The following is a 13,262-nucleotide window of genomic DNA, read 5'->3' as shown; positions in this document are numbered from 1 at the left end:
GTGACCGGTGTCGTGATTCTGCCGAGCCAGGAGGGCCGTCAGCGTGGGCGCCGACTACATGCACTGGGTGAGCGTGCCGACCCGGTGGAAGGACAACGACGTCTACGGACACGTCAACAACGCGGTGCACTACTCCCTGATGGACACCGTCATCAACACCTGGCTGATCGAGGAGGCCGGGCTGGACATCCACGCGGGCGGGTCCATCGGGCTGTGCGTGGAGTCGCACTGCACCTACACCGCCTCGGTGTCGTTCCCCGAGGTGATCCGGGTCGGGCTGCGGATCGGGAAGCTGGGCCGCTCCAGCGTCCGGTACGAGCTCGGCCTGTTCAAGGCGGACGGCGCGACCCTCGTCGCCGAGGGGCACTTCGTCCACGTCTTCGTCGACCGTGACACCCGCCGTCCCACCGAGATCGGCGGCGGGCTGCGGGCGGCGATGGAGCGGCTCGTGGTCGCCTGACCAGGGGCGATCGGATGACCGAACGAAAGGGTGGGGCCCGCGCCCCGGATGCGAGATGACCGAGACCCGTGCCGCCGTCCTCGTCGAGTCGGGCCGCCCGGGGCCGTACGCGGACTCCCGTCCCCTGGAGGTCGCCACGCTGCGGCTGGACGACCCCGGGCCGGGGGAGCTGCTGGTGCGGGTCCGCGCCGCCGGGCTCTGTCACTCCGACCTGTCGGTGATCAACGGCTCCCGGCCCCGGCCGCTGCCCATGGCGCTGGGGCACGAGGCGGCCGGGGAGGTCGTGGCGACCGGCGGCGGCAGCGAGTTCGAGCCCGGTGACCACGTGACGCTGGCGTTCGTCCCGGCCTGCGGGCACTGCCCGAGCTGCGTGGGGGGACGGCCCGCGCTGTGCGCCCCCGGCGCCGTGGCCAACCGGGCGGGCACCCTGCTCGGCGGCGGGATGCGGCTTTCGGCGGCCGACGGTACCCGGCCCTACCACCACCTGGGCGTGTCGGCCTTCGCCGAGTACGCGGTGATCTCGGCCCGGTCGGCGGTCAAGGTCGACGCGGACCTGCCGCCCGAGATCGCCGCGCTGTTCGGCTGCGCGGTGCTCACCGGGGCCGGGGCGGCGCTGTACGGGGCCCAGGTCGAGCCGGGGGAGAGCGTGGCGGTGTTCGGGCTCGGCGGGGTCGGGCTGGCGGCGCTGCTGGCGGCGAAGGCCGCCGGGGCGGCGAACCTGGTCGCGGTGGACGTGGTGCCGGGCAAGCTGGAACTGGCCCGCTCGCTGGGCGCCACGCACGTGGTCAAGGGCGGTCCGGACGCGGTGGCCGAGATCCGTGACCTGACCGGCGGCGGGCCGGAGAAGGCGATCGAGACGACCGGTGTCGTCCCGGTGCTGAAGCAGGCGTACGAGGCCGTCCGGCCGGGCGGGACCGCCGTCACCGTCGGGCTGCCCGACCCTGGCGACGAGCTCTCCTTCCCCGCGCTCGGCCTGGTCGCGGAGGAGAAGACGCTGCGCGGCAGCTACCTCGGCTCGTGCGTGCCGCGCCGGGACGTACCGCGGTTCATCGACATGTACCGCGCGGGCGTCCTGCCCGTGGACGCGCTGCTGTCGCACCGGCTGACCCTGGACGAGGTCAACGAGGGCTTCGACCGGCTGCACGGCGGCGAGGCCGTCCGCCAGGTGATCATGCTCTGAGCGCGGGGTCGGGCGGCCGGGACCGGGCCGGGGTTGAGGAGGCCCCCGCCCACCGGCCGCCCACTCCCCATGGAGCCTCGCGCTCCGGGCCTCCGGGGGCGTTCTTCGGCCGCGAAGAGGCGAGATTCAGACCATAACCGGGCACGCTGACCTGTGAGAAGTGACCAGATGTCTACGGTTCTTCACAACGCGTGTAAGGACTTTCCGGTCACTCCTTCACCTTGCCCGGAGCGGCCCGGAGGGGCCGCTGCGGGGGTCCGACGAAGAGTTCCTTGGCATGCTCGGCGACCGCCGCGCGGGCGATGTTGCCGGGCATCCGGCCGAAGATCAGCCGGTGGAACGGGACGAGCGACCACCAGTAGAGCTGGCCCAGCAGCCCGCGCGGATGGAAGATCGACCGCTGTGTGTACAGCGAGCCACCCGGCCGGGGCCGCACGGACATCTCCAGCCAGGCCAGGCCGGGCAGCCGCATCTCGGCGCGCAGCCGGAGCAGCCGGCCGGGCTCGATCTCCTCCACCCGCCAGAAGTCGAGGGCGTCGCCGACCCGCAGCCGGGCCGGGTCGCGGCGCCCCCGGCGCAGCCCCACCCCGCCGGCCAGCCGGTCGGCCAGCCCGCGCAGCCGCCACGCCACCGGCAGCGAGTACCACCCGTTCCGGTCGCCGATGCCCTCGATGACCGACCAGACCGCTGCGGCGGGGACGGGCACGGCCTGCTCGCGGGCGTCGACGTACAGGGTGCCGCCCGCCCAGCCGGGGTCGGTGGGCAGCGGGTCGCTGGGCGCGCCGGGCGTCGCGGCCGACGACCAGCGGGTCGCCACGTCCGCCTCCCGGATCCGGCGCAGCGCCAGCGCGACCGCCCGGTCGAAGCCGATCAGCCCGCCGGGCGGGTCGGGGACGTACCCGGCGATGTCGTGCTCCTGGCAGATCACCTCGGTGCGCAGCGACTCGACCAGCGGCCGGGCGATCCCGGCGGGCACGGGGGTGACCAGCCCCACCCACTGGCTCGACAGCCAGGGGGTGAGCGGCGGCACGGGCAGGACGAGCCGGCGGGGCAGCCCGGCCACCGCCGCGTACCGTTGCATCATGTCGGCGTAGGTGAGCACGTCCGGCCCGCCGATGTCGAACGTCCGGTGCACCGACGCGGGCAGCCCGGCGCAGCCCACCAGGTAGCGGAGCACGTCGCGGACGGCGATCGGCTGGATCCGGGTGTGCACCCACCGCGGGGTGACCATGACGGGCAGCCGCTCGGTGAGGTAGCGCAGCATCTCGAACGAGGCCGAGCCGGAACCGATGATCACCGCCGCCCGCAGCACCGCGGTCGGCACCCCGGAGCCGAGCAGAATCGACTCCACCTCGGCCCGCGAGCGCAGGTGCGGCGACAGCCGCCCGGCCGAGTGCAGCCCGCCCAGGTAGACCAGCCGCCCGACCCCGGCGTCGCGGGCCGCCGCGCCGAACGTGCGGGCCGCCCGGCGGTCGCGCTCGGCGAAGTCCGCCCCCCGCCCTATCGCGTGGATCAGGTAGTACGCGACGTCCACGCCGGCCAGCGCCCGCCGCACCGCCGCGGGCTCCAGCGCGTCCGCCTCGACGACCTCGACCCGCGCCGCCCATGGCTGGTCGCGCAGGCCGCCCGCCCGCCGGACCATGCATCGCACCCGGTGGCCGGCGGCCAGCAACTCGGGTACCAGCCGCCCGCCGATGTATCCGCTCGCTCCGGTGACCAGGCACAGCTTCTCCATGTCGGCCACCTACCCCGCGCGGGCCGGATCGGTCGGCCGCCGGTCAGGTGGTGGCCTTGGCGTCGGATTCGCGCGGGCGCGCGAGCCAGGCGTGCAGCACGATCTCCAGCTCCAGCCGGGCGTTCGGGTCGTCGAGGCGGTCCCGGAAGAGGCGCTGCAACTGCTGCAGCCGGTAGCGGACGGTCTGCGGGTGGACGTGCAGCCGGGTGGCCGCCTCGGTCGCGTTGAACCCGTTCTGCAGGCAGGCCAGCAGGGTCCGGGCCAGTTGCTCGCGGTGCGCGGGGCGCACCTCCTGGAGCGGGGCCAGCCGGCGCTCGGAGACCGCGGCCACCAGGTCCTCGTCCTTGAACGTGATCAGCGTGGTGACGTGGTCGATGGCCGGGATCAGCCCGTCGGCGCGGATGATCCTCCGCCGGACCAGGGCCATCGTTTCGGTCGCCCAGCCCAGCGACTTGGCCGCGCCGTCCAGGGGCATCGACGGGCCGATCACGGCGGTGCGTCCGCGGAGCACGGTGCCGAGCGCCGAGCGCCGGCCCGGCCCGTCCGGGTCGGGGATCAGCGCGCACGGCAGGTCCCGGGCGAAGTCGGTGAGCACCTCGGGCGGCAGGGTCGCGTGCGGGCCGCCGTGCTCGTCGAAGACGACCACGGCGGCGGTCCGGGGCAGCCGCCAGCGGGCGAGCCGGGCCAGTTCCTCGACGGCGGGGAACGACATCCCCGAGGAGGTGAGGATCAGGTCCAGCAGGCGGCGCCGGTGCCGGGCCATCTCGTCGGCCGACTCCATCATCGCGCGGGCGTGGCCGGCCGCGGTGGCGGTGGCGATCCGGTCGATGTACTCGAAGAACCCCTCGGCGAGCAGGCCCATGGTGCGCTGCGGGATGTCCTCCCGCTCGCAGTGCGCGGCCAGCTTGCGCCAGGCGGTCCAGGCACCCACCCGGAGCGCGGTCTGGCACGCGTCGAGGCTGCGTCCCTCGCCCGCCTCGCCCCGGCCGATGGCCTCGTAGAACTCCTCCACGGGCTGCCAGGGCGACTGCGGGTCGGCGACGAGGTCGAGGAAGTGCCGCAGGCAGATGTCCACCGCCGTGAGCAGCGTCTGCCCGTAGGCGGGGTCGGCCCGGGCGTATTCGGGGACCCGACGTTGAATTTCGGCGACCATTTCGGTGGTCAAATCATCGACGTGGGGTCTGAACGCGTCCGCGAGTTCGCTCGGCACGATCGCCCAGGGCGGGGTGGTGTCAGTGTCCATCTCGGCCTCGTTCTCTGAGATCTGCCACGAAAGTAGGGGCCGGATATGACCTGCGACACGAAGGCTCGGGAGAACTCGGTGGGCGGTGTTGTCACCTTCCTACGTAAGCGGTTGCGGGGACGGGCCGATTTCCGACCCCCGGCCCTCGAACCGCAACCAGGCGTGCAACAGCAGCATCATCTCCAACCGGATTTCCGGGTCGTACAGATCTCCGCCCAGCAGGTCCTCCACCCGCCGCACCCGGTACCGCACCGTCTGCTCGTGGACCAGCAGCCGGTCGGCCGCCGCCACCGCGTTGTCGTGGCTCTCCATGTAGGTGAGCAGGGTGCGGGCCAGCGGTTCGCGGCGGTGCGGGGGCAGTTGCATGAGCGGGCTCAGCCGGTTGCTGACCGCGAGGCCCAGCAGGTCCTCGGCCATCGAGGTGACCAGGGTGGGCAGGTGGTCGAGGCAGCGGACCATCCCCTGTTCGGGCAGGACGCCGCGTTCGGTGAGCCGGAGCGCGTGCCGGGCCCAGCGCAGCGACAGTTCCCCCCGGGTGAGCGGGACGGCCGGGCCGAGCGCGGCGGGGCAGTCCCGGGACAGTGTGGCGATCAGCCGTTCCCGGCCGGGTCCCTCCGGGTCGGGGACGATCACGTACGGCTGGGCGGTGTGCCAGTCCGCGAGCATGACCGGGGGCAGCACCGGGACGATGTACCCCGCGGGCGGGCGCAGCGCGACCACCCCGATGGTGCGTGGCGGGTCCCAGTCGGCCGAGCGGGCGAGGTCGACCAGCGCCTCGCGGCTGGCGGGCGGGTCGGCGACCAGCAGGTCGCGCAGCCGCCAGCGGGACCGCTCCCGTTCGGTGGCGATCTGCCCCTGCGCGTCGGCGTAGCCCTGCGCGGCGGCGCTGGCGATCTTCTCCATGAAGACGAACAGCGCCTCGGTGAGCCGGCCGAGCGTCTGCAGCGGCCACTCCAGCCGGCGGGCGTCCTTGATGAACCGGCGGCAGGCGACCTGGCCGCTCATCCGGATCGCGGTCTGCAGCCCGTCCAGGCTGCGGCCCTCCTTGGCCTCCCGCGCCCCGACCTCCATGTACAGCCGGGCCAGCGGCTCCCATGACGCGTCCGCGTCGCCGAGCGCGTTGACGAAGTGGGCGACGGTCTGGCCGATGTCCTCGCGCATCCGCCGGGTGTACTCGCTGGCCAGCGGGCGGGCGTACTCGGGGACCAGGTGCTGGATCTCGCGCACGATCTCCTCGGCGGCGGCGTCCATGTGCGGCAGGAGGTCCACGACGAGTTCTTCGGGGACCTCCGCCCAGGGCTCTGCGGAGTCGAGCAGGGACTTCGTCTCGGCCATGTCGGCCTCCTCCGGGCGCTGCGTTCCCGTACCGGCGGGAGCGGGGACGGGTGGGAGACTGCGCGGGCGTCGATATTCGACATGCGGCCGCCCGAAGGTACAACCGCCGGCTGGACGTGACTTTTCGGGCGTCTTTGTCAGTCTGCTGAGCGCCCGAGGGTACGTCCTTTGTCAGCCGGCAACGGCTTCGCTGTGCAGTTCCCCAAGCCGGTCGCCGGGCACACCGAACGTCTTTGTCACATGTGTGCGATGCACAGGGCCGAAATGCCGACTCAAGACAGCAGCGCCGCTCACGCGGGAGCCGTACGGTCGTTTCCACATCCCCGGGGTCCGGGGGACGCGCCATTTCTCCATGGGTCGTCCGGGGGTGCACACCGGACCTGATCTCGACGAGCTCCTCCTGCCGGTCACCCCACCACCCGGGGGTGACCCCGACGTCCGCCCGCCGTGGCCCGCGCGATCATTCGGGGAACGCGCGCCGGAGCGGCGGGCGGGCGTCTCAACCGGTCGGCCGGTCAGCGCCGCCGGGTCAGCCGGGAACGCAGGCTGCGGATCTTCGCTTGGGTGCGCGGGTCGCGGGCCATCCGCTCGGCCCGGGCCCGGGCCTGGCGGCCCTGGGGGCTGGCGGCGAATCGTCGGATCTTGGAGATGAGCGAGGCCATGGTTCCTCCTCGGACTGCGGGACGGCGGGTGTTCCGGCGTCCCTTCCGGGACAACGACCGGCCGTGCCCGGCGGGTTCCGGCCGGGCTGTCCGTCATCTCCCCGGCGGGGCGGCCGCGAAACGTCGCGGGGGCGCGGGGCCCTGGCCGGGTGAGAGAACCGGCCAGGGCCCGCGCCGGCGGCGGTCGCCGGGGAGAGGACCCGGCGGCGCCGCCGTCCGAGGACCGGTGTTCCCGGGCGAGCGGCCCAGGGCGCCCCGGAGCGCCGAGCCCAGACCAGCACGCCACGAGCGACACGGTCCAGGGACACGGCCCAACGGAGTGAGCTGTCACGACGCTGGGCGCCGGTCGATGTGCACGCGCACAAGACAGCGCCCGGAAAGCACGGTTGTCTGGCAAGGGCGCTGGTGTGGTGACACCATGAGCGTCCCGCAGAGGCCTGGAGGTGGCCGTGACGGTGTTCGCACTCACACATGAGAAGTCGGATCGCGTCATCATGCAGAACGCGGTCCGCCGGCTGGCGGAGCGGCTTCCGGAACTGGCCGACCGGCTGGTCGAGGAGATCCTGAGCGGGGAGCAGCACGAGCGTTCCGCGGAGCTGCGCGGGGATCTGTGGAAGATGTGCCATGTCGGTCTCGGGCACGGGATCGAGGCGATCCTGAACCCCGGCGGCACCCGCACCGACCTGCGCTGGGCCGAGTACCTCGGCCGCCGCCGCGCCGAGCAGGGCCTGCCCCTGGACCAGTTGCTGCGCTCCTACCGGCTGGCCGGCAGCGTGTTCTGGCAGGGCATCGTCGAGGTGATCAGCGAGGACAACCCCGAGTACGTCCCGCAGCTCGTCCGGCACGTGACGAACACCTGGCAGACCATCGACCAGCAGTCGGTGGCGGCCGCGGAGGCGTACCACCGCACCGAGTACGACGTGCTGCGCCGGGGCGACGAGCGCGTCCAGGCCGTGGTCGACGCCCTGCTGGAGGGCCGCGGCGCCGACGGGGGCCTGCTCAACACGGCGACGACCGTGCTCGGGCTGCCCGCGCACGGCCGGTACGCGGTCGTGGTGCAGGGCCAGCGGGGCGACACGGCGCTGCCGCCGCACGGCGGCCCCGCCGAGGCCCGCGGCATGCGTTTCATCTGGCGGATGCGCGCCGACACGGTGATCGCCCTGGTCAGCCTCGGCTCGGCCGGCATCGACGAGCTGGTGGAGGTGCTGCGGTCCCGGACCCGCTGCCACACCGGGATCAGCCCGGTCGTGGAGGGGCTGGCCGACCTGGGCCGGGCCCGCTGGCTGGCGGACCTCGCGCTGCGCACCTGCTCCGGCCCGGAGCCCGAGCTGGCCCGGCTGGACGAGCGGCTGCCCAGTGCGCTGGTGGTGTCGCAGCCGGACCTGGCCGGCTACCTGTACCAGCAGGCGCTGGGCGGGCTGACCGACGTGGAACCGGGCTACCGCGACATCCTGGTCTCGACGCTGACGGCCTGGCTCGACTGCAACGGTTCGGCCGGGCAGGCGGCCCGCCGGCTGTACTGCCACCGCAACACGGTGCTGAACCGGCTGCGCCGGATCGAGGCGCTGACGGGCCGTTCCCTGGCGTCCCCGCGCGACCTGGTGGAGCTGGTCCTGGCGCTGAACGCCTTCACCCTGCGCAGCGGGCTCGACGAGCTGTCCGGCTGACCCCCTGACCCGGCGGCCCGCCGGCGCCACTCCCCCCTTGCGCCGGCGGGCCGCCGTGTTCCACGGCGGTCACTGGAAATGCCGGGAGAGCTCCACCCGGGAGCGGATGCCGAGCTTGGCGTAGATGTTCCGCAGATGGTGGTCGATGGTGCGCGGGCTGAGCACCAGCTGGGCGGCGATCTCCCGGTTGGTGGCGCCCTCGGACACCAGCCGGGAGATCTGCAACTGCTGCGGGGTCAGCGTGTCGAGCGCGGGCTCGGCCTCGCTCTGCACCGACTCGCCGGCCGCGCGCAGTTCGGAGCGGGCCCGGTCGGCCCAGTGGTCGGCGTCGTGCTGCTCGAAGGTGCGCAGCGCGTTGCGCAGGTGGCCGCGGGCGTCCTTGGGCCGCCGGCCGCGGCGCAGCCGGTGGCCGTACAGCAGCTCGGTCTTGGCCAGTTCGAAGGCGGCTTCGGTCCGGTGGTGCAACCGCAGCGCCTCCTGGAAGTGCCGTTCGGCGTCGGTGTCGTCGCCGGCCAGCAGCGCCCGGCACCGCTCCGCCAGCGCCTGCCGGACGAGGCAGCCGGTGCTCCGCGCCCAGCGCTCGTAGATGCGCAGCACGCGGCCGGCCGGCTCCTCCCGGCCGCAGTGCACCGCCGCTTCGACGAAGTGCGGGACGGCCATCATGCCCACCGTCGGGTGGACCTGCCGCACGCCGAGCAGCGGGCGCAGCCGGACGGCGGCGTCGGAATGCCGGTCTTCGATGAGGTCCAGGCAGGCCAGCGCCCAGGCGGAGAGCCCGTCGGCCCGGACCAGGCCGCGCGCCGTCGGCTGGTCGCCGACCGCCCGCAGCCGTAGCAGGGCGGTCTCCCGGTCGCCGAGCATCGCGGCCACCACGGCCAGCCGGGCCAGGTGGTCGATCGCGGAGTTGCGCTGGCCGGCCGCCCGCGCCAGCCGTAGCCCGTCCAGGGAGGTGGCCACGGCCGCCGGGTAGTGGCCCTGCCCGAACTGGACCAGGCTCAGGAAGTCCAGCGCGTTGGGCAGCAGTGCGGGGGAGCCCAGCTCGCGGGCCGCGGTGACCGCCCGGGTGGCGAGGTCCCGCGCCCGGGGGTTGTCGCCCAGCCCCAGCGCGGCGACGCACCCCCAGACCAGGGACGGGCAGTCGTCGAGTTCCCCGGCGAGCTCGATCACCCGCCGGAGCGGGCCGGCCGCCTCGTCGTGCCGTCCCCGGAAACCGGCGCTGAGCCCGGCGAAGTGCTCGAACATCAGCTCCACGGCCGGCGGTTCGGCCGGCCCGCGCAGGGCCAGCACCCGGTCGGCGATCTCGCAGTAGCCGACGTGGTCGCCCGCGGAGCAGGCGGCTTCGCCGGCGCGCGTCAGCGCGGTCAGGGCGAGGGTGCGGTCGCTTTCCAGCAGGTGGCCGGCGGCGGACAGCAGCGCCTGCCGGCCGGCGGCGGGCGTTCCGTCGCGCAGCTCGATCGTGCCGTGGAGCAGGTCGGCCAGCCCGCGCAGCGCCGGGCCGGTGGCCAGCGGCCGGACCTGGCGGAGCAGGGTGCGGGACCGGCGTGGCCGGCCGGCCAGCCAGGCGTCGGTGGCGGCGGCGACCAGCCGCTCGGCCCGGCGCTCGGGTGCGGGGGTCAGCGCCGCGGCCCGCCGCCCGGCCCGGGACGCGTCGGCGTAGTCGCCCGTCCGCCGGGCCCGGGACGCGGCCCGGTCGAGCTCGCCGGCGAGCCCCTCGTCCTCCTCGGCGGTCGCGGACCGGTGCAGCGCCCGGCGCAGCCGGTGCCGTTCGCCGTCCAGGACCAGGGCGAGCAGTTCGTGGGCGGCGCGCCGCTCGGCCAGCGGCGCCTCCGCGTACAGGGAGGAGCGGATCAGCCGGTGGGGGACGGTGACGGCATCGCCGTCCAGGACGATCAGCCCGGCGGTCCGTGCCGCCTCCAGGGCGTCCAGGTCGGCGCCGGTTTCGGCGGCGGCCAGGGTCAGCGTCTCGACGGTGAGCCGCTCGTCGGCCGCCGCCAGCAGCGTCAGCCATCGGGCGTCGGCCGGCAGCCGCCGGTAACGGCGCGCGTACAGGGCCCGCAGCCTGCTCCGCGGCGGCAGTGCCGCGGGCGGGGGGTCCTCGCCGGAGAGCTGGCGGGGGGTCAGCGCCCGGGCGAGGTCGATCAGGGCGAGCGGGTTGCCGCCGGCCAGGTCGGTCAGCTCTCCGGCGGTCTCCTCGGCGACGCCGCCGTCGAGGTGGTCCTCCAGCAGCCGGCGGGCGACCTCGTCGTCGAGACCGGCGGGACGCAGCCGGGGGATCTCGGCCAGCGGATCGCCGCCCAGGTGGCCCACCCGGTCGTCGCGCGCGGCGAACAGCATGACGACCGGTTCGCCGCCGAGCCGCCGGGCGGCGAAGGTCAGCGCCTCCAGGGTGGCCGGGTCGAGGTACTGGACGTCGTCCATCCAGCACAGCACCGGGCGGTCGGCCGCGATGACGGTGAGCATCCGGTGCACGGCGACGTTCACGGCGAAGGCGTCGGTGTCGCGCGGGTCCCCGGTGCCCACGACGGGGGCGAGCGTCACGGCCTGCTGCGAGGTCAGGTCGCCGATGCGCCGGGCCACCGGCTGGAGCAGGCGGTGCAGGCCCGCGAACGGCATCGACCGTTCGGGCGGGTTGCCCCGGGTGCCGAGGACCTCGAAGCCGGAGGCCGTGCGGACGGCGTGTTCCAGCAGCGCGCTCTTGCCCATGCCGGGGCCGCCCACGACGGCCAGCGCGCCGCCCCTGCCGCCGCGGGCCCGGTCGAGCAGGGCGCCTAGCGTCTCCACCTCGTGATCACGGCCCCGCAGCATGACCGCGGAGCCCGCAGTGCCCGGTATGTCCTTTGTTTCCGCGAACACCGGGTCAGTGTTACGCGGTTGTTGCGTAAGGGGAAGGAGAACCGGTGATTTCGCCGATGCGAGACAACGGCGACGCGCAGAGACTTCCGAGACCCCCCATGCCCGTTTACCAGGGGCTATGGGAATCGTGCACTCCGTGCCGCCGCAGGATCTGGGCGCGGGAACAACGAGGATCGAGGAAGCAGTGAGCGGGCGCCACCGTAACGAAGGCCAGGACGACCTGTTCGGGGAGTCCGGCCCCTACCGTCCTCGTCCGGGCCCGCCCGCGGACCCCTACGGCTCGTCCGGCCACCGGCGGGCGTCCGCGCGCTCCTCGCCGCCCGGCGTCTGGGGGGCGCCCCCGCCGCCCCCGCCCGCGGAGGGGCCGCCGAGCGGCGAGGAGTGGCAGAGCCGGAGCCGGCGCCGCCGCGAGCTGTTCCGGCCGCTGGCCGGTGCCGTCGTGCTGGTGGTGCTGCTCGGGGCCGGCGTCTACACCTTCGCCGCCAACTACGGCTGCTCCGGCGAGACGGTCACCTACCAGGTGGCCGTCGCCCCGGACGTCGCCCCGGCGGTCACGGCGGCGGCCACCCGGTTCAACGAGCAGCACAACGAGGTCGGCGGCCACTGCGTGCGCGCCGAGGTGAAGGCCGTCGAGCCCGCGGCGGTGTCGACGCTGCTGTCGGGCCGGGGCGTCTCGCCCGGGGTGGGCGGCCGGCCGGACATCTGGATCCCGGACTCCACCGTGTGGACCACGATGGTCAACGGCTCGGAGGAGGGCACCGGGATCCTCAAGGTCACCGGCACGTCGGTGGCGGTCTCGCCGGTGGTCGTCTCGGTGTCGCAGCAGGTGGCGACCGGTTTCGGCGGCGGCGCGCCGAACTGGAACGCCCTGCTGCAGTCGGCGGGCGCCCTGCCCGGCGGCAAGCCCCGGGGCCGGCTCCAGGTACCCGACCCGAACCGGAACGCCGCGGGTATGAACCAGCTGCTGATCATGTACTCCCTGCTGTCCCCCCAGCCCAAGGGGATGGACCTGTTCGCCGGAGCCGCGCGGGCCGTGCGGGAAGGCATCGGGCCCGACGTCAAGACGCAGCTCGCGGGCGTGGGCCGGGCCGCGGCCGGCCGGTCCCCGATGGTCGTCGCCTCGGAGCAGGCGGTCTGGCGGCACAACCAGAGCAAGCCCGCCACGCCCGCGGTGGCGCTCTACCCGGCCGAGGGGACGCTGAGCCTGGACTACCCGTTCACGGTGGTCGGCGGCGGCGCCGACCGGCTGAAGGCCGCGGAGCTGCTGGAGCGGGCGCTGAAGACGGAGACCACCCAGCGCGAGGTGCGGGCGCTGGGCCTGCGCAGCGCCGACGGCGTGGCGCCACCGTCGTTCGGCGCCGCCACGGGGGTGCGCAAGGACCGGCCGAAGTCGCTGGCCGTGCCCAAGCAGGACCAGGTCGTCGACATCATGCAGGCCTGGTACCGGCTGTCGCTGAGCGCCCGGATGCTCTCCCTGGTCGACGTCTCGGGCTCGATGCTGGAGAAGGTGCCGGGCTCGACCATGACCCGGATGGAGGCGATCGCCCGGGTCTCCGGGGCCGGGCTGGAACTGCAACCCGACGACACCGAGCTCGGGCAGTGGCTGTTCTCGACGAACCTGCAGGGCGACCGGGACTGGCGGCAGACCATCTCGCTCGGCCCCCTCGGCGAGCGCATCGGCTCGACCACCCGGCGGCAGCTCATCCTCAGCTCGCTGGCCTCGATCCGGCCCAAACCGAACGGCGACACGGCCCTGTTCGTCACGCTGCTGGCGGCCTTCCGGCACATGAAGAGCACCTACAAGCCGGAGATGATCAACACGATCCTGCTGCTGACGGACGGGAAGAACGACGACCCCGACGGGCCCACGCTGGCGCAGACGCTGGCGGCCTTCAAGCGGGAGTACGACCCGAAGCGGCCGGTGCAGATCGTCATGATCGGCTTCGGCCCGGGGGTCGACCGCAACGAGCTGCAGCAGCTCGCCAACGTGACCAAGGGGAGCGTCTACGTCGCCCAGACCGTCCCGGACATCGTGAAGATCTTCCAGACGGCGATGGCCCGCCGGATCTGCGCGCCCAACTGCTGATCCGGCCGTCCGAGCAGCCCTGCCCGCGGAGCCCCGCCGCG

Annotated in this window: 9 protein-coding genes; 4 read left to right on the top strand and 5 right to left on the bottom strand. The window is 74.2% G+C overall.

The features are described 5' to 3' along the window. The first annotated feature begins 43 nt into the window (after nucleotides 1-43). Nucleotides 44-460: an acyl-CoA thioesterase gene (locus tag DPM19_RS31305; protein ID WP_199485380.1), complete on the top strand. Its 417-nt coding sequence runs from the start codon at nucleotides 44-46 to the stop codon at nucleotides 458-460. Between the two features lie 55 nt (nucleotides 461-515). Further along, nucleotides 516-1,640, top strand: a complete 1,125-nt coding sequence (locus tag DPM19_RS31300; RefSeq protein ID WP_111871695.1) for a zinc-dependent alcohol dehydrogenase family protein — start codon at nucleotides 516-518, stop codon at nucleotides 1,638-1,640. A 208-nt stretch (nucleotides 1,641-1,848) separates the two neighbouring features. On the opposite strand, the gene DPM19_RS31295 is transcribed toward DPM19_RS31300, so the two are convergent. The 4 genes from DPM19_RS31295 to DPM19_RS35940 form a co-directional block, all read right to left on the bottom strand. After that, a complete protein-coding gene (locus DPM19_RS31295; protein ID WP_111871694.1) occupies nucleotides 1,849-3,375 on the bottom strand; it encodes an SDR family oxidoreductase in 1,527 nt (508 codons plus the stop codon). Between the two features lie 43 nt (nucleotides 3,376-3,418). Then, nucleotides 3,419-4,618: a PucR family transcriptional regulator gene (locus DPM19_RS31290; RefSeq protein WP_111871693.1), complete on the bottom strand. Its 1,200-nt coding sequence runs from the start codon at nucleotides 4,616-4,618 to the stop codon at nucleotides 3,419-3,421. A 99-nt stretch (nucleotides 4,619-4,717) separates the two neighbouring features. Beyond that, nucleotides 4,718-5,953, bottom strand: a complete 1,236-nt coding sequence (locus tag DPM19_RS31285; protein ID WP_111871692.1) for a PucR family transcriptional regulator — start codon at nucleotides 5,951-5,953, stop codon at nucleotides 4,718-4,720. 515 nt (nucleotides 5,954-6,468) lie between these two features. After that, entirely contained in the window at nucleotides 6,469-6,615 is a 147-nt protein-coding gene (locus DPM19_RS35940; RefSeq protein WP_199485379.1) for a hypothetical protein, read from the bottom strand. 449 nt (nucleotides 6,616-7,064) lie between these two features. On the opposite strand from DPM19_RS35940, the gene DPM19_RS31280 reads away from it, so the two are divergent. Next, entirely contained in the window at nucleotides 7,065-8,282 is a 1,218-nt protein-coding gene (locus DPM19_RS31280; RefSeq protein WP_233510968.1) for a PucR family transcriptional regulator, read from the top strand. 69 nt (nucleotides 8,283-8,351) lie between these two features. On the opposite strand, the gene DPM19_RS31275 is transcribed toward DPM19_RS31280, so the two are convergent. Next, nucleotides 8,352-11,135 (bottom strand): ATP-binding protein, encoded by a 2,784-nt coding sequence (locus DPM19_RS31275; RefSeq protein WP_146779069.1) that lies wholly within the window; start codon nucleotides 11,133-11,135, stop codon nucleotides 8,352-8,354. A gap of 184 nt (nucleotides 11,136-11,319) precedes the next feature. On the opposite strand from DPM19_RS31275, the gene DPM19_RS31270 reads away from it, so the two are divergent. Further along, nucleotides 11,320-13,221, top strand: coding sequence for a substrate-binding domain-containing protein (locus DPM19_RS31270; protein ID WP_111871690.1), 1,902 nt, complete (start codon nucleotides 11,320-11,322; stop codon nucleotides 13,219-13,221). Nucleotides 13,222-13,262 lie beyond the last annotated feature (41 nt).

Source organism: Actinomadura craniellae, assembly GCF_003289645.1.
Lineage (GTDB): Bacteria > Actinomycetota > Actinomycetes > Streptosporangiales > Streptosporangiaceae > Actinomadura_D > Actinomadura_D craniellae.
This window is presented reverse-complemented; position numbering and strand designations above follow the sequence as displayed.

Excerpts from the sequence above, each read along its gene's own strand:
- DPM19_RS31300 (WP_111871695.1), top strand. The coding sequence starts at position 516 with ATGACCGAGACCCGTGCCGCCGTCCTCGTCGAGTCGGGCCGCCCGGGG.
- DPM19_RS31295 (WP_111871694.1), bottom strand. The coding sequence starts at position 3,375 with ATGGAGAAGCTGTGCCTGGTCACCGGAGCGAGCGGATACATCGGCGGG.
- DPM19_RS31290 (WP_111871693.1), bottom strand. The coding sequence starts at position 4,618 with ATGGACACTGACACCACCCCGCCCTGGGCGATCGTGCCGAGCGAACTC.
- DPM19_RS31285 (WP_111871692.1), bottom strand. The coding sequence starts at position 5,953 with ATGGCCGAGACGAAGTCCCTGCTCGACTCCGCAGAGCCCTGGGCGGAG.
- DPM19_RS35940 (WP_199485379.1), bottom strand. The coding sequence starts at position 6,615 with ATGGCCTCGCTCATCTCCAAGATCCGACGATTCGCCGCCAGCCCCCAG.